23 protein-coding genes and 3 pseudogenes are annotated in these 17,559 nt (G+C 41.2%); 15 read left to right on the top strand and 11 right to left on the bottom strand.

Features of this window, described 5'->3' with window-relative positions:
* Positions 1–56: 56 nt before the first annotated feature.
* A complete protein-coding gene (locus PN838_RS07790) occupies positions 57–227 on the bottom strand; it encodes a hypothetical protein (protein ID WP_215963812.1) in 171 nt (56 codons plus the stop codon).
* A gap of 344 nt (positions 228–571) precedes the next feature.
* Between PN838_RS07790 and PN838_RS07785 the strand changes: the two genes are divergently transcribed.
* The 4 genes from PN838_RS07785 to PN838_RS07770 all read left to right on the top strand — a co-directional run bounded on the left by PN838_RS07785 (position 572) and on the right by PN838_RS07770 (position 2,348).
* On the top strand, positions 572–976 hold the full coding sequence (locus PN838_RS07785; protein ID WP_272180268.1) for a hypothetical protein: 405 nt from the start codon (positions 572–574) through the stop codon (positions 974–976).
* Positions 977–1,099: 123 nt separating this feature from the next.
* Positions 1,100–1,297: a hypothetical protein gene (locus PN838_RS07780; protein WP_272180267.1), complete on the top strand. Its 198-nt coding sequence runs from the start codon at positions 1,100–1,102 to the stop codon at positions 1,295–1,297.
* Positions 1,297–1,785: an RNA polymerase sigma factor gene (locus PN838_RS07775; protein ID WP_272180266.1), complete on the top strand. Its 489-nt coding sequence runs from the start codon at positions 1,297–1,299 to the stop codon at positions 1,783–1,785. Before PN838_RS07780 ends, PN838_RS07775 begins: the two co-directional genes overlap by 1 nt.
* Before the next feature lie 2 nt (positions 1,786–1,787).
* Entirely contained in the window at positions 1,788–2,348 is a 561-nt protein-coding gene (locus PN838_RS07770) for a hypothetical protein (RefSeq protein WP_272180265.1), read from the top strand.
* Between the two features lie 144 nt (positions 2,349–2,492).
* Here PN838_RS07770 and PN838_RS07765 read toward each other — a convergent pair whose 3' ends face one another.
* The 3 genes from PN838_RS07765 to PN838_RS07760 are packed head-to-tail and all read right to left on the bottom strand — an operon-like array spanning position 2,493 to position 3,668.
* Positions 2,493–3,278, bottom strand: a complete 786-nt coding sequence (locus PN838_RS07765) for an SGNH/GDSL hydrolase family protein (RefSeq protein WP_272180264.1) — start codon at positions 3,276–3,278, stop codon at positions 2,493–2,495.
* Positions 3,279–3,283: 5 nt separating this feature from the next.
* A complete protein-coding gene (locus PN838_RS27105; protein WP_370661095.1) occupies positions 3,284–3,400 on the bottom strand; it encodes a hypothetical protein in 117 nt (38 codons plus the stop codon).
* Positions 3,381–3,668, bottom strand: a complete 288-nt coding sequence (locus PN838_RS07760; protein WP_272180263.1) for a hypothetical protein — start codon at positions 3,666–3,668, stop codon at positions 3,381–3,383. Before PN838_RS07760 ends, PN838_RS27105 begins: the two co-directional genes overlap by 20 nt.
* A gap of 486 nt (positions 3,669–4,154) precedes the next feature.
* Here PN838_RS07760 and PN838_RS07755 point away from each other — a divergent pair.
* Both PN838_RS07755 and PN838_RS07750 read left to right on the top strand, forming a co-directional pair.
* A pseudogene (locus PN838_RS07755) lies at positions 4,155–5,751 on the top strand (ABC-F family ATPase).
* A gap of 140 nt (positions 5,752–5,891) precedes the next feature.
* Complete coding sequence (locus PN838_RS07750) at positions 5,892–6,311, top strand: VF530 family protein (protein WP_272180262.1); 420 nt, start codon at positions 5,892–5,894, stop codon at positions 6,309–6,311.
* A 156-nt stretch (positions 6,312–6,467) separates the two neighbouring features.
* On the opposite strand, the gene PN838_RS07745 is transcribed toward PN838_RS07750, so the two are convergent.
* From PN838_RS07745 to PN838_RS07715, 7 genes and pseudogenes are all read right to left on the bottom strand, one after another.
* A complete protein-coding gene (locus tag PN838_RS07745) occupies positions 6,468–6,734 on the bottom strand; it encodes a hypothetical protein (RefSeq protein WP_272180261.1) in 267 nt (88 codons plus the stop codon).
* 41 nt (positions 6,735–6,775) lie between these two features.
* On the bottom strand, positions 6,776–7,786 hold the full coding sequence (locus PN838_RS07740) for a hypothetical protein (protein WP_272180260.1): 1,011 nt from the start codon (positions 7,784–7,786) through the stop codon (positions 6,776–6,778).
* A 41-nt stretch (positions 7,787–7,827) separates the two neighbouring features.
* A pseudogene (locus PN838_RS07735) lies at positions 7,828–9,095 on the bottom strand (M14 family zinc carboxypeptidase).
* A 106-nt stretch (positions 9,096–9,201) separates the two neighbouring features.
* Positions 9,202–9,912, bottom strand: a complete 711-nt coding sequence (locus PN838_RS07730; protein WP_272180259.1) for an ATP-grasp domain-containing protein — start codon at positions 9,910–9,912, stop codon at positions 9,202–9,204.
* Positions 9,909–10,268 carry a hypothetical protein gene (locus PN838_RS07725; protein ID WP_272180258.1) on the bottom strand — a complete coding sequence of 120 codons (360 nt, stop codon included), beginning with the start codon at positions 10,266–10,268 and terminating at the stop codon, positions 9,909–9,911. Before PN838_RS07725 ends, PN838_RS07730 begins: the two co-directional genes overlap by 4 nt.
* Before the next feature lie 257 nt (positions 10,269–10,525).
* Positions 10,526–11,164 carry an ATP-grasp domain-containing protein gene (locus PN838_RS07720; RefSeq protein ID WP_272180257.1) on the bottom strand — a complete coding sequence of 213 codons (639 nt, stop codon included), beginning with the start codon at positions 11,162–11,164 and terminating at the stop codon, positions 10,526–10,528.
* A complete protein-coding gene (locus PN838_RS07715; RefSeq protein WP_272180256.1) occupies positions 11,143–11,409 on the bottom strand; it encodes a hypothetical protein in 267 nt (88 codons plus the stop codon). The genes PN838_RS07720 and PN838_RS07715 overlap by 22 nt, the downstream gene beginning before the upstream one ends.
* 246 nt (positions 11,410–11,655) lie before the next feature.
* On the opposite strand from PN838_RS07715, the gene PN838_RS07710 reads away from it, so the two are divergent.
* From PN838_RS07710 to PN838_RS07670, 9 genes and pseudogenes are all read left to right on the top strand, one after another.
* Positions 11,656–12,303, top strand: coding sequence for a M20/M25/M40 family metallo-hydrolase (locus PN838_RS07710; protein WP_272180255.1), 648 nt, complete (start codon positions 11,656–11,658; stop codon positions 12,301–12,303).
* Positions 12,266–12,760 carry a peptidase dimerization domain-containing protein gene (locus PN838_RS07705; RefSeq protein WP_272180254.1) on the top strand — a complete coding sequence of 165 codons (495 nt, stop codon included), beginning with the start codon at positions 12,266–12,268 and terminating at the stop codon, positions 12,758–12,760. Before PN838_RS07710 ends, PN838_RS07705 begins: the two co-directional genes overlap by 38 nt.
* A gap of 178 nt (positions 12,761–12,938) precedes the next feature.
* Positions 12,939–13,496, top strand: a complete 558-nt coding sequence (locus PN838_RS07700) for a hypothetical protein (protein ID WP_272180253.1) — start codon at positions 12,939–12,941, stop codon at positions 13,494–13,496.
* A 20-nt stretch (positions 13,497–13,516) separates the two neighbouring features.
* Positions 13,517–13,975, top strand: a complete 459-nt coding sequence (locus PN838_RS07695; RefSeq protein WP_272182532.1) for a sulfatase-like hydrolase/transferase — start codon at positions 13,517–13,519, stop codon at positions 13,973–13,975.
* A complete protein-coding gene (locus PN838_RS07690; RefSeq protein ID WP_272180252.1) occupies positions 13,932–14,258 on the top strand; it encodes a sulfatase-like hydrolase/transferase in 327 nt (108 codons plus the stop codon). Before PN838_RS07695 ends, PN838_RS07690 begins: the two co-directional genes overlap by 44 nt.
* A pseudogene (locus PN838_RS26205) lies at positions 14,234–15,469 on the top strand (YHYH protein). The gene PN838_RS07690 and the pseudogene PN838_RS26205 overlap by 25 nt, the downstream one beginning before the upstream one ends.
* A gap of 253 nt (positions 15,470–15,722) precedes the next feature.
* Positions 15,723–15,968 (top strand): hypothetical protein, encoded by a 246-nt coding sequence (locus PN838_RS07680; RefSeq protein ID WP_272180251.1) that lies wholly within the window; start codon positions 15,723–15,725, stop codon positions 15,966–15,968.
* Positions 15,953–16,909 (top strand): hypothetical protein, encoded by a 957-nt coding sequence (locus tag PN838_RS07675; RefSeq protein WP_272180250.1) that lies wholly within the window; start codon positions 15,953–15,955, stop codon positions 16,907–16,909. The genes PN838_RS07680 and PN838_RS07675 overlap by 16 nt, the downstream gene beginning before the upstream one ends.
* Positions 16,910–17,147: 238 nt before the next feature.
* A complete protein-coding gene (locus tag PN838_RS07670; RefSeq protein WP_272180249.1) occupies positions 17,148–17,543 on the top strand; it encodes a YgjV family protein in 396 nt (131 codons plus the stop codon).
* Positions 17,544–17,559: the final 16 nt, after the last annotated feature.

Below are 17,559 nucleotides of genomic sequence, written 5' to 3'. Positions count from 1 at the left end.
TGTTAGATTAAATAACTGAATTAAAAGGCAACCATCAGGTTTGGTTGCCTTTTATTTTAATCTTTTTTACTGATCACAACTTCAATATTTTTGCTTGTACCTGCAAACCACTTTTGCACATAAATACTGCCGATCACCGGTGGCATGCCGTCTTCTGGCACTTCTTTGTAGCGAATGCTGTTTTTGTTTTGTTTTTCAAATTCGAATTTAACGGTTTTTTCTGTCATGGGGGATCCTAAGGTTTCTGATCTGCTTTGATGATATAGGGAGTTGTTGGCAGTTGCTATAGATTTGAAACTGTCTTACTTGTTTTTAGTCTTTACATTTTAGTGTTTGGGTTTTGTTTTATTAGTTAAATTAAATAGCTTTTAACTTTAGATACCCGCTTGTTTGTTTTTTAAATAATTATTTTTATTGTTTGCGAATGTTATTTTAATTGTTTAATTTCAATTGTTTACTGTTAGTTTTCGGAGTTTTAAAACCTGGTGTCGTAAAAAAGTGAAAAATATTTGTCAGGTTTTGTCGTTGTTTATCGACTGTTAGGTAAATCACTTATAAAGGAAGCTAAAACATGACAACAATTACGCAAACATACAATGACACTATACCAACATCACGCAGCCTTGTTTGGTTCAAACAAGGCTGGCAATTAATGAAGCAAGCGCCTTTTAAATTATTCTTGTTTTTATTTTCGTTTTTGATCATCGAAGGCGTGATCCAAATGTTGCCAGCACCTTATAGCGTTGTAGTGTCCAAGTGGGCAATGGCATTAATGGCCGCGTCAACCTTAGCCATTGTTACAACATTTAGCCAAGCATCAACGTTTTTCACTCAAAGCCATTTTTTGCAGTGGTTGGGGAAAAATGCTCGGACTCGCCATTGTCTTGATATTGCCTTCAGTTATGCAATTATGGACGGCAAATGCATTACTAGGCGCCGATGGTTTAGCGCTATTAATATACGGGACTATGGTTGAGGTAACACAATTACAGCTTGGAATTATTTTTGCGTCAGCCACACCAGTGATGCTCTTTTAAGCTTTGCATCGGCAAGGGTATTACTTGCTGATGATAGTATCTCTGCCGCAATCCGGGCCAGTGTGCAAGCGGTCATCCGTGCGTGGCGTCCAATGTTAGTTATTATGATGGTAAATGCAGTTTTGCTTTTATTGGTTCCGTTTACCTTTGTACTAAGTGCATTATTAACGGGTCCATGGTTAGCATGTGTTACTTATCAAGCCTATTGTGAGTTGTTTGACAACGACTCAAACACCACTCAAATTATCAAGGAAATGTAGTGAGCGACAAGCTTGATATCGCAACCTTACTTAAGGAACACGCGCCGCTAATGGCGCGTGTTGCGACAACTTACGAAGCGGATGAAAGTTTGCGGGAAGATTTGATCCAAGACATGTCCCTTGCCGTTTGGCGCGCACTCGAAAGCTTTAGAGGCGAGGCCAATATTAAAACCTTTATTGCCCGTATTGCCCACAACCGAGCGGTAGATCACGTATTAAAAGAAACTCGACGCCACGACCGGCATAACCTCGATGAGCCATTAGAGAGCATAAGCAGTTCAGTGACCTCTAATAAACAAGATATTGAAATAGATTTGATGACGGCATTGCGTAAGTTAGCTATAGGTTACCGACAAGTGATAGCGCTGCAACTAGAGGGATTTAATCAAGCTGAAATTGGCATCGCCCTAGGACTTACGGAAGCAAATGTGGCGCAACGTGCTCGGCGCGGGCGGGCACAACTAGAGCAGATTTTGAATCGGAGATGAATATGGATCCACAATTTGAAAGTTGGCAGAACGCGTTTAAACAAGCGACGCCAAAAATAGATGTTGATAAATTACTGTCTCAGGTTAAAGCCAGTAAATTCAGACAACAATTAAAAGCGTATACCGATATGTTAGTTGGCGTTGCTGTAAGTGCGTATAGTTTGTACGTAGCAATTTGGATTGCGAGTAGCATGGCACAAACCATACTTTTTGCTGTATTGGCCTCAATACCTATCGCCTTCAGTGCGTGGTCATTTGGTCAACATTCGCGCCTCTGGCAACAGCAAACGTTAGACATTAGCGCTTTATTGGCTTTTAAACGTGACGAGTTGGTTATGCGATTAAAGTACTGGCGGATAAGCACACGGGTTTGCATAATTCTGTACGTGGCTTTAGCAATCATCGCCTGTGTTAATTACCTTTTGTATGACACGGTTTTTGTTTGGCTAGTGCAGCTTGGCATCAACGGCGCCATATTATCGGCTGTCATACTGCGCTACCGTTATTTAGAGCAACATTTGCCACAAAAGCTTAAAGAAATAGATGACATGGGAAAGGCATAGAGGAATCTGACAATGGTGATAGATATTAGGTGCTAGCTATCAGACGGTAACTGTCTAGCGGCCTTGTTTGAATAAACCCACGGCGCATAGCTGTTTATGCGCCGCTTTAATTGACAACCCAATTTTGATTGGGAATAACGACAATTACCAACTTAGTTTTTGTTTTATAAACGCGGTTAACTTATCTGCGTTGTCCACATGTTGATTAACTCTAGGGTGAGCGCCGTAGCCGGTAAATCTAAACATTAAGGTATCTATATTTGTGGCTTGGCCATTTGCTTTATCCAGTTGTTTTATATTGTGAACGGCTGTAGTTATGTATTCTGGCCAATGGTTATCGCGGTTATTAAAATCGGTGGCGTCCATGCTGCCCAATGCGCAGATAAAATAGGCGTTAGGGTGTTTTTCCTGAAGGGTTTGAATGAAATTGGTATACGCCCTCACGATTTGTTCAGGCGTTGCTGTAAGGCGTTTCTGATCGTCTATCAACCAACTGTCATTTTGCCCTAAATTAACCACTACCACATCAGGTTGCCAACGGTTAAAGTCCCATTGGCTCTGATTATCATTCTCGCCCGTAAGTTGGTCGTAGTATTGTGGCATGATGAAGTCGAACCAACTGATCATAAAACCAATACCGCTTTTGGCGATACTTTGAAATTCTGCATTTAAGTTCCGAGCGGTTATTGCGGCATAAGACAGATAGTGATTTTTATCGACAGGGTTGCTATCTCCCGTATTGTGCGGGGCTTCGTTACCCATGCCAGCGGTTATCGAGTCGCCGTAAAATACTATTTTTCGAGTCGGGCTAACAGGGGCGGTGAGCAGTTTTGCGTTTTGCCCTAGCTTGACCGCAACTAAGTGTGTGCCGCCTTCATCCCCCTCGGTACGTTTAAATATCTCTACTGTGGTTATTTCGGTATTTATCATATGGCTTAGGTTGTATTCGTGAAGTCCTTTTTAGCCGCCAGCACATATGGGGTTTGGTTCTGGCCATTAAAAATCACGTTAAATAGGTTTTTGCCATTATCGTCATTTAGTTTTAGGCGCAGTTGATTGCCGGTAAATCGAAACTTTACGCTGGTGCCTTAGCCACGTTAAATAAGGGCCCGGAACTTGATTAAAGTCAATGCGTCCCGAATATGAAAAGTTATCAGCGATTTGCAGTTGGCTTTTTGTGAACTCAACAGTCGCTTGGTCAGCATGAGAAAAAAGGCTAGATGTTATCAGCAGTAATGCAACAAGCGTTAAGCATGACGACTTTACTGTCGTCAGAGGGGGTAATGAATTAACGGATAGAGAAACCGAAAATAAACGCATGAATGACTCCGTGAGAGGTAAGATTGATTGGGTTTACGAGTCTACGACATGTTGCAGTTGGTAAATGCCAATGACGTCTTATCGCAATAAATAGCCACATTACCGAATAACCAACCAAAAAGCAGTTTATGACTACAAGTTATCTATTTATCATATTTTGTAATTTAGGATTGGCCCGCAAATTAAGTAGTCATTAATTCGTCAGTGATTAGAGATGGGCCTTTACGTATCAATCTCTTTGTTATTAAACAAAAGAGTTGAGCCTTTGCACTACTTTCAGAGTCATACAAATCAATCCGTTAGAGCTAAAGGCGACGTCAATAATTGCCTTATCTTTTGTGTTGTTGAAAAAACAATCAAAAAAAGCCAATGTTTAATAGGTTGTAGACGCTAATTCCTGTACAATGCGCGGCCTTAAAACTTTGCGCTTTTTTGTAATTTAGAACTAAGCCATTCAATACACATATGTACTAGGAAATATCTCTTTTGATCACTACGTCTAACATTACAATGCAATTTGGCGCAGAGCCTTTGTTTGAAAATATCTCAGCTAAATTTGGCAATGGTAACCGTTATGGTTTAATCGGTGCGAATGGTTGTGGCAAGTCTACGTTTATGAAAATACTGACGGGCGAACTAGTCCCAAGTTCAGGTAATGTTTCAATTACGCCGGGCCAAAAAGTCGGTACATTAAGCCAAGACCAGTTCGCATTTGAACAATACAGTGTTATCGATACTGTGATCATGGGTGACGTTGCGCTTTGGGAAGTTAAACAAGAGCGTGATGCAATTTATGCCAACCCTGAAATGACGGAAGCTGACGGCATGCGCGTTGGTGACTTAGAAAGCCAGTTTGCTGAAATGGACGGTTATAGTGCAGAAAGTCGCGCCGGTGAAATTTTACTCGAAGCGGGTATTGAAGAGTCGTTTCATTTTGGTTTGATGGAACAAGTGGCACCGGGTTGGAAACTACGTGTTTTACTTGCTCAGGCCTTGTTTGCTAATCCGGATATTTTATTGCTCGACGAACCAACCAATAACTTGGACATTCATACGATCAGTTGGTTAGAAGCCGAATTGAACAAACGTAAATGCACCATGATTATTATTTCCCATGACAGACATTTCCTAAATTCTGTATGTACACACATGGCTGACATTGACTACGGCGAGCTTCGTATTTATCCAGGTAACTATGAATATTTCTTAGAGCAGTCTGCGTTAATTCGTGAACAGCTATTGTCTGGTAATGCGAAAAAGCCGCTGAAATAGAAGAATTGCAAGACTTCGTAAATCGTTTTGGTGCCAATGCCTCAAAGGCAAAACAAGCCAGCTCTCGTGCCAAAAAGATGGATAAAATTAAACTTGATGATGTGAAATCGTCAAGCCGTATTACACCGCATATTAACTTTGCACCGGGTAAAAAATGCATCGCCAAGCGTTAGAACTTGATAATTTAGGTCATGGTTTTGACGGCGAAATGTTATTCCAAAACGGTGACTTGTTATTAGAAGCCGGTGCTAAACTTGCCATTATTGGCGAAAATGGTGTGGGTAAAACAACCTTCCTTCGTTGTTTGATGGGCGAACTTGCGCATCTTGAAGGCGTGGTTAAGTGGTCTGAAAATGCGTCTGTTGGCTATTGCCCACAGGACAGTGGCAGCTATTTCGATAACGATTTGACCCTTATGGATTGGATGTCACAGTGGCGTCGTAGCTGCCACAACGACCTTATGGTTCGTGGCATGTTAGGTCGCTTGTTATTTACTGAAGACGACGCCAATAAAAAAGCCCGCAACTGTTCAGGTGGAGAGAAAAACCGCTTGTTATTTGGCATGTTGATGATGCAGGACATTAATGTCTTAATCATGGACGAACCGACTAACCACATGGATATCGAAGCCATTGACGCGTTAAACAATGCGCTTAAAGGGTTCGAAGGAACATTGATATTTGTCAGCCACGACCGTGAATTTGTATCATCGTTGGCAAACCGCATTATTGATATCAAAGATAAAGGCATAGTAAACTTTGACGGCACGTTAGACGAATACTTGTCGAACCAATTGACGGCAAAAAAGTAGCATAAGCTACACTAAAATAGGCGATGAGTTCATCAACTTGAAAAACGAGGGTTAACTTATTTTTTCAGTAGATGTTTCAGTCGCCTAATTTGATTAGACGTTATCTAAATAGTATTTGACGAAAGTCAGCAGAGAAGATTATGAGTACAGAAGAAATTTACAAAAACAATCCATTACACGGAACGAGCTTAGAGCAAGTTGTTGAAGAACTTGTGGCGCATTATGGCTGGGAAATATTACATGCCTATATGAATGTTAGTTGCTTTAAGATAAATCCAAGTATTGAGTCGAGCTGTAAATTTTTGAAAAAAACGCAATGGGCTAGAGAGAAGGTCGAAGCGTTTTATCTTTATAAGCTTAAAAACTTACCTAAACCGGACAATACACAATACGACTTACCACCGCGTGACCGCATTGTCCCTTTGACTGATAAGCCTCGTGAACCTAAAGAACTAAGTATTAAAGACGCAGAACGAGTAAAAGCGTTAAAGCAAAAAGCCAATATACAACGTGCAAGTCGCCAAAGCCGTTCAACGCCGTCAAACCCTTGGGGTGTGTAGTTTAAAAATTTTATTTTCGAGTTTCCATTAAACGGTCAATGAAAAATTCATTGACCGTTTTTTATGGGGAAGTGTAAAGTACTACTGTTAATGAGTTTGATAAACGAGCAATAAAGTTGCCCAAACAAACGCTTTAAAGTCCAACAACGTTTGTCTTTATGTATTGTCTAAACTTTGAAAATACTCATCGTGTTGTGGCTCCCAATCGTCAGGGTCTAGCTCGATGACAGGTACTGCTTGATTCGCACTAAAGTAAATACAAGCTGGTGACGAATAAAGCGGTACTCCGTCGTAGGAAAATACCGAGTAGTATTTTGGAATATTCGGGTTGCCAAAATCATCGATTGTATATTCATCTTGACCACCATAAATTTTAACGCCGTCCTGCGGCGATTTAGGCGGATGGAATCGATTACGGACCACAAATGCCCCAACAAAGTTTTTGTCTTTTGGATTTGTCCACGTTAATTTTGCGAGGTTTTTTCCAGAGTCACGGTGAAGTTGGTTGGTGCAGGTAAAGGCACTTTTGAACGTTCGATATACTCAATTACCAATTTCGGTTGCTGATAACTGGGTTTGTTTAGCCAGTTAATTAATTCATTTTGACCTTTTCTATTAGGCGAAGTTGCACGAATTAAAAAGCAAATAGGCGTTTGTTCACTATATAAACGCTCAAGTTCTGTTCGAGCAAAACTGTCAAAGTTGAAATAATGTGGTTTTTTGTCGCGCAGTTCACTGTGGCTAACTTCATACCCAATATATTGAATACTATCGCGCATTTTTACTGAGTTATAAGACAAGTTGTCGACCTCGGCTAGTTCGACCGAAAAACGAATATCTTTTTTAGCGCCTAATGCGTTGGTGTTTTGTATGACTAAATAGGCATCGGTGATCACAGTAAAATTAGGATCGGGCATACCCTGCATCGCAAAGGCAAGTTGCCCATAAACTTTTTCGCCATCAGCGTCGAAGCCAGCTGAAAGTATCCCGGTTTCAGTATGAGTTTGATAAATACTGTTAACAGCTGTCGGGTAAAGTTCGGCAATTTTCGGTTTTCGTGAGTAGGTGAGTTCAATACTTGGTCGGTAATGAATACCCGCCCCAAAACGACCAAAACCAATGTCAAACTGCATCATTTGTGACTCATGTCCGCGTGGCAATGTTGTTGGGCCTTCTATGCGGATCAATAAACTGCCTTGAGCGATAAAATGTTCCAGTAATTTTCGTTCACTGCCATTAAACGACCAATTACTCCATACACCTTGTGTTAGCTTGTCCGACTCAATTGCCTGACCGGTATGCAGTACAGTCGCATTTTGAATGGCGTCAAAATTACGGATATCTGGCACGCTCGTTGGGTCAAGAATTGAAATTCCCCACTCACCGTAATTTTCTATTTTTGCCCCCACTCGATTAAGTGGATAGAGCGAAAATGATGCGGCTTCTATTTGCGCGTCGTCTGGAACTTTATCCAATTTAAACTCGATGACGCCATAACATACGCCGCGGGATTTATTTACCCCAATAAATAAGGAGTTTTGACCAAAGTGCTCACGGTTTTTTCTAGCGTATATTCGCCAACATAACCGATGTCATTTTTTAGTGGGAATAAGGTTCGACTAAAATGGTGTGTTGCTAGACTTGTTTTTAGTTTTACTTCTGGCGCATATGGCCCTGCAATTTTTTGATCAGCAAAAACGGCTCTTATTTTGTAGTAATAATAGCTGCCACTTTGAAGCTGCACATCTGTAAAGGTCGTGGCTTTGGTTAAGCCAACTAAGTTATCTTCAGTACAGGGACTTTTGTGTTGTTCATTGCGGTATATTTCAAAGTAGACCGCTTCATTGCCCGAGTATTCCCATTCTAACGTTGCCTCTGTTGCAGCAACGTCTTTAATCGTAAAATTACTGACTCGAGCAGGTGCTATTGAGGAATAACAAATTGCTGAATTGAGCGCATGGACTAATGCCGGAATATTTTCGTTAACACTTTGCGACATATTCTCCATGTAGTCAGGAATATTTCTGGTGCCAACTTCGACTACGGTCGCAATAATGCCTTTGTCGTAATAATATTCGCGACCACTGCCATTAATTAAGTTTGTTGGTGGTTTACCTCGATGAATACCATATTTTGTACCTGATACTTTTTGAATTTCGTGGGCCATGTTGGCACATAAAGTATTAAGGTCGGTGGTATCTATTTCAGCTTCGTGATTAAACTTATGTGCTGGGAAAAATACATTGCCCTGAGAATGGTAATCAAGAGAGATAGTAATGTTTTTATGGTTATCTACAAAATCCCTTATGGCACGTGTTTCAGGCTCTGAAAAGGCTTCTGGTCCGCCGTAAGTTGTGGCATTGGTATCGTTTCGTTTTTAAATCGGCTTCCAAAGTTGCGGTTTAAGTCTACACCATAGGTGCCGTCGCCATTGTTTCTTCTATTTTTACGCCAGAAAGAAAAGTGTGTACGCGAAAACTCAAAACCGTCTGGGTTTAAACAAGGCACGATATACAGGGTATTGTTGCTTAACGCCTGTTTCAGTTTTGGATTAAATTGGTGATTGTCTACGATATATTGCACAAAGCTATTGGCGAGTTCGATGCCAATCCATTCTCGAGCATGAATAGTTCCTGTGTACAATAGAGCCGGTTTGCTATCGGCATTTTCTAAGTCTAAAGAAATAGTTGCCAATACTATCGGTCTTCCTTCCCACGTTTCGCCGATGCTTTCTATTCGGATAAGGTTGGGATGTTCACTCTTAACCTGCTCAAGAAACGCCATAGTTTCTTTATAAGAAGTGTATTGTTTTTTCATCAGTGGCCTATTGTCCGGTATTTAAAAAGCCTAAATTATCAAATTTAGGCTTGTTGTGTTTACCTTTTTCTATTTAATTTAAAGGTGACTCGTTTGTTTCATCGGACGCTGGTATCTCACCGTCACTTGCTGCCGCTTTGTCTATAGCTATATCTGCAGGTGCTTCCGTAATGTCTTTTGCTTTAGGTGCTGAGTGAGGCACATTAGCCGCAGATTTATCACTATTTTGGCGACGAACATAATTGTCCTGTCGGTTCCATTTTTCGCTTGGCCACTCTTCGTTAGACATGTCTTCATCAAGTGCCACGATAGGGTAATTATCTTCACTGATCTTAGAAAATGTTTCACCGCTATCACAACTTGGAAAAACGTGTTTGCCAAAAGTAATATATCGCATTGTTCGCAGTAACGATGGGCTAATTTTACCCAGTTCTTCCCAGTTATATAACGGGATGTGAGGAAGTCTAAATTGACCTTCTGAAATATTCCACATGATGTATTGGCCAATCCAATCGCGAATGTATGGGAATGCTGCAAATGCCGTTGCGCATTCTAATATTCTCAATTTTCCGTCTATACCGACGGCAATATCGCATGCCCAATATTCCGCATTTGCGGCTTTAGACACCTTAACAGCTAAATCTAATACTTCGGTTGGAACATCTTGGTAGTCCATGCTACCGCCTTGGCTGGTATTTGTAAGCCAGTCGCCTTCAGGCGGTCTACGCCAAAACGCACAAACTGGCTTGTGTCCAATTAACATCACGCGGATGTCGGCACTCATAGGCACAAAGTCTTGGACATAAACAGGGTAGTATTTTTCTGGGCTAAAAGATCTTTAGCTTCTTTATAGCTATCCGCTTTGTGAACAAAATAACCGCCGTAATTAGATGGACCATAGGATTTTTTAATTATTTTTGGGTACGTCGTTGTTTTTAAAAATGTGTCAGCATCAGCCAATTCGTAAAATATATTGGTTGGTGGGATAGGGATTTGATACTTTTCGCAAAAATGCGTTACATTTTCCTTCGACTTATTGCTGAATTGAGTGTCGAGTGACGGCAAAAACCGGACATTTGGTAGAGCCCGAGAGATCTCCCGGAAAGTTTCATAAGCTGTGGCAGGAATATTACCAACCAAGATTTCAATTTTTTTCGTTTAATTTCATCAATCAATCGGCTTTTATCGTTGCCCCAATGGTAAACCACAGTTTCGATTTTATCAGGCCAACCTTTAAAGTTGGATTTGTCAAAAAAACGCATAACGTGATCAAGATAAAGTAGGCCGAGTTTAGGCAGTGTGTTTTTGCTCATAAATACTGTCTTCTATTCGTTCGAGTAATGGGAGGGGTTGCGGTTGAATAAATACGGTGCGCTCGATGAGTTCTGCAATGGTATCTATTTTTTCGTATTAAAATCAATCCCTAGTTTTTCTTGTTCAGGTGTTGCGAAGGCTGGAATGCCATTAACTTCTAGAACAACATATTCTTCTGCATCTAAATCGTAGAGCAGGTCAACGCCGGCGATTTCTAGGCCAGTGACTTTTGCAGCTTGTATTGCAAGTTCAATAACCTCGTCGGACGGTTGTCGAGTGATGACACTGCCGCCACTTGTGACATTTGTTTTCCAGCTGTCTGTAGGGGCTTTTCTGCCGTAACAACCGATGTATTTGCCATCGACAATATCTACTCGATAGTCAGATTTGTCGTAATTGATGTATTTTTCAAGATAGAAGTGAGGCACATCTAAGCGGTTTAGAAAAGGAACGAGTACGTCTAAGGAACGTTCATCTTCAATTTTAACTATGCCTGTTCCACCCCAACCGTCGGTAGGTTTATAAACCACTCTGCCATTCCATTCTCTAACGGTATCTCGTAGTCCTGAAATATCTTCGCGGTTAAATACTCGATATTCTGGACAACGAATGTTGGCTTGGTTGAGTGCGTAGGTGGTAAGAAACTTGTCTTCACTTAATGAAAACGATTCGAAGTTGTTGATTGTTGGGACGAGTTTATTTATCGCTTGGTATAAATACAATTGATAAGGAGTTTGTGCGCCAGCGTTGTAAGAAAAAATAAATCCAGCTCCTCCATCGTTACGCCGTTACAAATAATCTCTCCGTTTTGAGCGGAAGCGCGTGCTAAATCCAAGCCTGTTATCACATTTATCCCGCGTTTAGCGAGTTGCATAATAAGCCGGTTTTGGATCTCATCCCCGCCACTATTTTGGTACATCCACATCCCTATAGTAGGGCCATTTTTTGCAATTAACTTGTTACCCATATAGACCTCTAAAGCTCTCAAATATGATGTATAGAACGTTAAATTCATACCCTACGTCAGTTATAAAACAGCAATATTAATGCCATATGATTTCACTGGTTCAGTAATTGCAGAGTTCAGTAAATGGCCTGTTCAACAGTGTAGATAAATTCTTTGTGTTGGTGAGTCAATAAACTGCCCAAAGGCATTCTACATAGCGTCAACGAAGACTTTCACGGAATTAGATTAAGTTTGGGATGAAAAAATATGATTAACTTTGCTGAATTAAAATCGATTATTAATTTAAATTCGTACACCAAAAATAAGCAGGGTGTAGATCAAAATGGTGCAATATTTCGCACTTGGATGGAGCAATTGGGATTCCATACTGAAACTTTTCAACGAGAAGAAATAGGGGATCATTTATTATTTTGCAGTTTACATAATTCTAGTTTTCCTAGGGTCCTGTTGTTAGGTCATTTAGATACGGTTTTTCCGCCGAATACGTTCGAAGGATTTAAGGAAGATGCGGATTGGGTTTACGGGTCAGGCGTGTGTGATATGAAGGGCGGCAATATAGTCGCATTAGAATCCCTCAAGCGATTGGAGCGCACACAAGGCGGCTTGTCTAATATTGACATGTTGTTAGTTAGCGACGAAGAAAGTGGCAGTGATGATAGTAAACACTTGAGTTCTGAATTAGCCAAAAATTACGATATTTGTTTGGTGTTTGAAGCGGCAGGGAAAGATCACGAAGTTGTTGTTGGCCGCAAAGGTGTTGGCACATTTACGATTTCATTGGTGGGTAAAGCGGCACACGCAGGTAATCACTATGCAACGGGATGTAATGCTAATCTTGCAGCGGCGCATATGGTGATTGCACTTACCGCGCTTACTAGGGCTCGAAGCTGGTAGCACAGTTAATGCAGGTAAAATATCAGGTGGAATTGGTGCCAATACTATTTCACCTAAAGCCTCAATTGTAGTTGAACTGAGATATACTCAAACACTTGAACGTGATCGATTATTAAAAGGCCTAAATGACATTGTTGCTACAACTTTTGTTGAAGGGGTAAGTGCCGAACTTGAGGGCGGTATCCAGCGAGATGTAATGCAACCGTCGGCAAAACAGGCTGATTTACTCCAGCATATTGAAGCGCTTTTGGGTTACCCATTAAAAACAGAAAAACGTGGTGGTGTTAGTGACGCAAATATTGTTTCTGCAGCAGGAGTTGCGACTCTAGACGGGTTTGGGCCATTTGGCGATGGTGACCATACGATACACGAACGGGCAAGCAAACTAAGTTTTGAAAGACGAATAGACGAAGTTTCTAAAATATTGCTCGCTTATAACTGCTTTGGCAAAACGTGATAGTGAAAAGCGAGTAAGGCAAGAAAAAGAAAAAGAAAAAGGAAAAGGAATTCTAAATTAAACGAAAATTTTGGTTACCTTAATTCTCGATAATTTATCGTGTTTTTTATTTTGATCCTCACTTTTTGCACATTTGTACGTTAGAATTTTGATCATAGTTATTAATTATGGTCATAAGATGTTGATATTAAATTTAAAAACGCCATGTTGCGCAGAATTATTTAGTACATTACCAAGGCTTAAATCAGCGGCATTGTCCAAGTTTTTGGGTTTGGTTTGCCTTAGTTTATTGTTGTTTGGCTGTGGTAGCGACTCTTCAGAACCTGACATTGAAGTGCCTATTGAAGTTACAAATAGCGCGGTAACTGGAACTGTCACAATTCATGGTAGCTTAGACGTTGGTGAGGCGTTATCAATCACACAGACCTTGACCGATGGCAATGGTTTGGGGGATTTTAGCTATCAATGGATGCGCAACGGCAATGACATTATTGGTGCAACCAATTCGACCTATACCTTAGTTCAAGAAGATGTAGGGTTTACCTTATCTGTGGTCATCACATTTGTTGATGGGGATGGATTTAATGAAACAGCGACAAGTGCAGGTCGCCTATTTAATGATCCCCAAGCGTCCAATGACAAGCCCAATATTCTATTGATAATTTCTGACGATCAGGGCATCGACGCCTCTGCGCAATACCCGTATTCAAATGATGCCCCGTTACACCAACATTAAACTCGCTTGCGCAATCTGGGATCGTTTTTGAAAATGTTTGGGCAACACCGGCTTGCACGACCACTCGCGGCTCAATTATCACCGGGCAACATGGTGTTAACAGTGGCATAACATACGTACCGGCAAAATTGGACTCCAGTTCTACAACATTACAGTCGTATATTAAGACGCTTTCCGGCGGCTCAGTGTATCAAACTGCGGTTTTTGGTAAGTGGCATTTAGGTGGTGGTAACCCAGATGAAACTCATCCGAATGACAGTGGTGTAGATCATTTTGCGGGCAATATTAGTAATTTAACCGATTATTATAATTGGTCTTTAACCGAAAATGGCGAAACTACGCAATCGTCGCTATACCATACGACGCAAATTACCGACCTAGCGATTGATTGGATTGCCCAGCAAAATGGCAATAATACGCCTTGGTTTACCTTAGTTGGCGTATTCAGCACCCCATACGCCGCTGCATTTACCGCCTAGCGATTTACATCAACGTACAACATTAACCGGCACCGATAATGATATTAATGCAAAACCACGGGAATATTTTTTAGCCGCAATTGAAGCAATGGACAGTGAAATTGGCCGATTGCTCAACTCAATGTCGCAAGCTGATTTAGACAATACATTGGTGATTTTCATTGGTGATAATGGCACAAGTGCCAAAGTACTCGACAATTCGGTATTTAGTCGCTCGAACAATAAAGGGTCGCTAGGTGAAGGGGCGTTCGTGTCCCTATGGTGGCTTCTGGTAAAGGCGTGACAAGACAAAATGTCCGCGAAGCAGCTTTAGTCAACTCAACCGATCTGTTTGCAACCATAAGCAGTGTTGTTAAAGGCGATGTGATTCAGTATCAAAATAGCTATAGCGTATCAGAGTTGTTTACCTCGGAGGACGCAGGTCTTCGCAGCTACAATTATACCGAGTATGAAAGCGATAATGTGACTGGTTGGGCGGTTAGAAATGATGAATACAAACTGGTTGAATTAGCCGATGGAACGCAATCTTTATTTCATGTTGTTAACGACTTAGATGAGAACAATGATCTAATAAACGATAGCCAATATGCGTCGATAGTTACTGAATTGGCACAATACGCGGCTGTAATACGGGGAGAACAATCTGCAGGTCCCATCGACATTACTGATATGATCCTCATCTCCCGCAGTGGCAACTGCGTCGACTATGTTGAAAGTTACGAATCGACTGTTTTAGACGTAAATAACTCAACTGTTTTTAATGGCGATTTAGAGATATCAGTTGTAGGGGACAAGTGCCTGTTTGCCACTAACATGATCCCAAATCACGACTTTAACGATGGCGTCAATGCTTTTCCAAATCAGGTCAGTGCTCAGGACGAAACGTTTGAGATAACAACATCGCCGAGCCACGCGGCTACGATAACCGACCTAACGCTGATGATGGATAATGCGTTAATGTTAAACGGCGTTAAGGTCGACTTAATTGCCGCAGCTTGCTACAACGTTGGTAACGAAAAAATTGGTTGTAATGACATGTCGACCCCATGGCGTTTTGACCCGGTATATATCCCCAACGGATTCCGCGTCGACAGTCATAACGCGCATACTCAGCCGGACGGCAGCTACCATTATCATGGTAACCCTAATGCCTTATTCTGGGATGGCGACGACACTGTGGTATCGCCGGTGATTGGGTTTGCAGCCGATGGATATCCAATATTCGGGAGCTACTTTGACGACAACGGCGTTATTCGTAAAGCGCAGTCGAGCTTTAAACTCAAAGCGGGCAGTCGTCCAAGCGATGCCAGTAGCTCTTAGTGGCACCTATGATGGTACTTATCGTGATGATTATGAATATACAGCGGGGCAGGGGATTTAGACGAATGTAATGGGATGACAGTCGACGGAGTTTACGGTTATTTTGTTACCGATGGTTATCCCTATGTCATGAGCTGTTTTAAAGGCACGCCTGATCCTTCATTTTATAAATAAAATTAACGTTATCGGCAGTCTTTGGCTGTCGTTAACGTTCACGTAAAGGTGAAGGGCCGTATAACAAGTGACGTTATTTGACGTAAATTAGCAGCTAAATATTGAAAATTACCATTCAATTTCATCGTTTTCGCAGTAATAGAAACATGGGCCCGTTGGTAGGTTCATTTTTATCACTGTCAAATTAGTCGGTTTTTGCGTATGATACTGGGTCATTTGTTCAAATTATCGTTACATAGGCGCGAAGTATTTAATGCGAAAATTGCTCTCATCTCCAGTCCAAATGGGTCTTTCGGAAGCCGAAAACACTCTATATCAAAACATATTAAAATATGCCGCTGAGCTTAGCCTCAACCTAATGGCAGTTAAAGTTGAAGATCGACCTGAAAACTTTTTGGCGTGGTGCGAAGAATTGTATCGTTTATGTCGTGATGGCATCAACTACGATTTGATGGAGCCTGCACAACTTGTTCCCCTTAAAAAATGCAGGACTTGTTAATTAAAGGCATTAGCATCGGTCGCATCAAGATGTTACGAATCGCGTCATGGCCTGTATTTGCTGAATTTATTAAAAAGCAAAATGCAGACGTATTAGCCGAAAAACTGCGTTTACTTGATTTTGTAAAACCATTGGCTGGAAAGCCCCTTGGTGAATTAACTAGCTTAGACTTATTAACCATTCTTGGTAAACATACACAGGATCACGATCCTAGTGTTTATCAATTTGACGTTGAATGGTTTGGCGCGACTAAAGGCGCTAAAACATTCCAGTTGTTGTTAAGTGAGCAAACTGAAAAATTTGATCAAGCATTGGAATTTATTCCACTTGAAGGACCTGTAACAAAAGCTGATTTCGACAAGTTTGTGGCAAGCTACAGTGCAATTTTTCATTCGTACACTGAAGATAAAGCCAATGGCGAAAAAGCGCCATTGGTTCCAGCAACTCGTTTGCTAGGTATGCGTCGTCCAGATCAATTTGTTGTGTTAACCGCACCTAAGATTGACGTATATTGCCAAGGTTTGGCTGTTTCTAAATTTAATGGTTTTGACTTTGATGGCTACTGGCAAGATCTTGTAGAGACGGTTCACAATGCTTCATGGTGGCGTCAAGCAGAGCCAGAAGATGAACTTGAAAAACAAATTTGGAACGCCCGTGCTGTATTAACAGATATGTATTTGTTTGCTGACGATAATATCGCAGAGCAATCAAACTACGTTAAGTTAAAACTTAAAATTGAAGCTCGCATGAGTAAAGTGGCTGCCGGGGGCGCACCTCGTCGTCGCAGTAAAGAAAGTGCTGAGTCATTAGTTGACAGACGTTTGGCTGAAGACGACATTCCTGAGTACCTTCACGGCAAACGAGATTCGTTAGTTCATGAAGTGAAAAACGGAAAGTCTGTAGACCAAGCTATTAAACTTTTCCGCGCTATATTTGGCTAGTCTCCTTTAAGGGTCACGTCGTTGTTCGTTATGCCATAGCATATGCCTGAACAGCGGGTGACCTTATATTCCTCTTACGTTACCATTACGCCTTTCTATTCTTTGTTGGATCCCACATGTTTGGTGCAGATATTATTGATATCGCTCAGCTCTTCGGCTTATTGAGCTTTGTCATTGGGACCTATACTTTCTCGCAAAAAACGACCAAAAATTAAAGTTCAGTTTGGGCTGTTTGTTTTTGTGTCAGACCTTACATTTTTATTTATTAGGCTCGACAAACGGCGCTATTGCTAATGGCATCAGTTTTATTCGAACGGTTATTTCCATTAAGTTTCATGGCAAATATTTGGGGTGGATTTTTCTAGCGCTTAATATTCTGTGGGGTGTGCCAATGGTTGAAAGCGCAGTGGATGTTTTGCCAATAATTGCGGCTTGTTGTGGTACGTTTGCTATCTTCTTTTTGCAGGGAATAAAAATGCGTTTGGCCTTTATGACAGGCGCTGTATGCTGGATTGTCAATAATGTTATCGTAGGCAGTATTGGCGGGGTTATGTTGGAGTCTATGGTTCTGATCACTAATTTAATTACGATAATAAGACTCAAATTTGCGACCAAATTGCCCGTGGCCCCTTAGTTTTAATTTTACGAAC

Origin of the sequence: Psychrosphaera algicola, from assembly GCF_028401425.1 — a bacterium.
Lineage (GTDB): Bacteria > Pseudomonadota > Gammaproteobacteria > Enterobacterales > Alteromonadaceae > Psychrosphaera > Psychrosphaera algicola.
The sequence above is the reverse complement of the archived record's forward strand: the minus strand, read 5'-3'. Positions and strand labels throughout refer to the sequence as shown.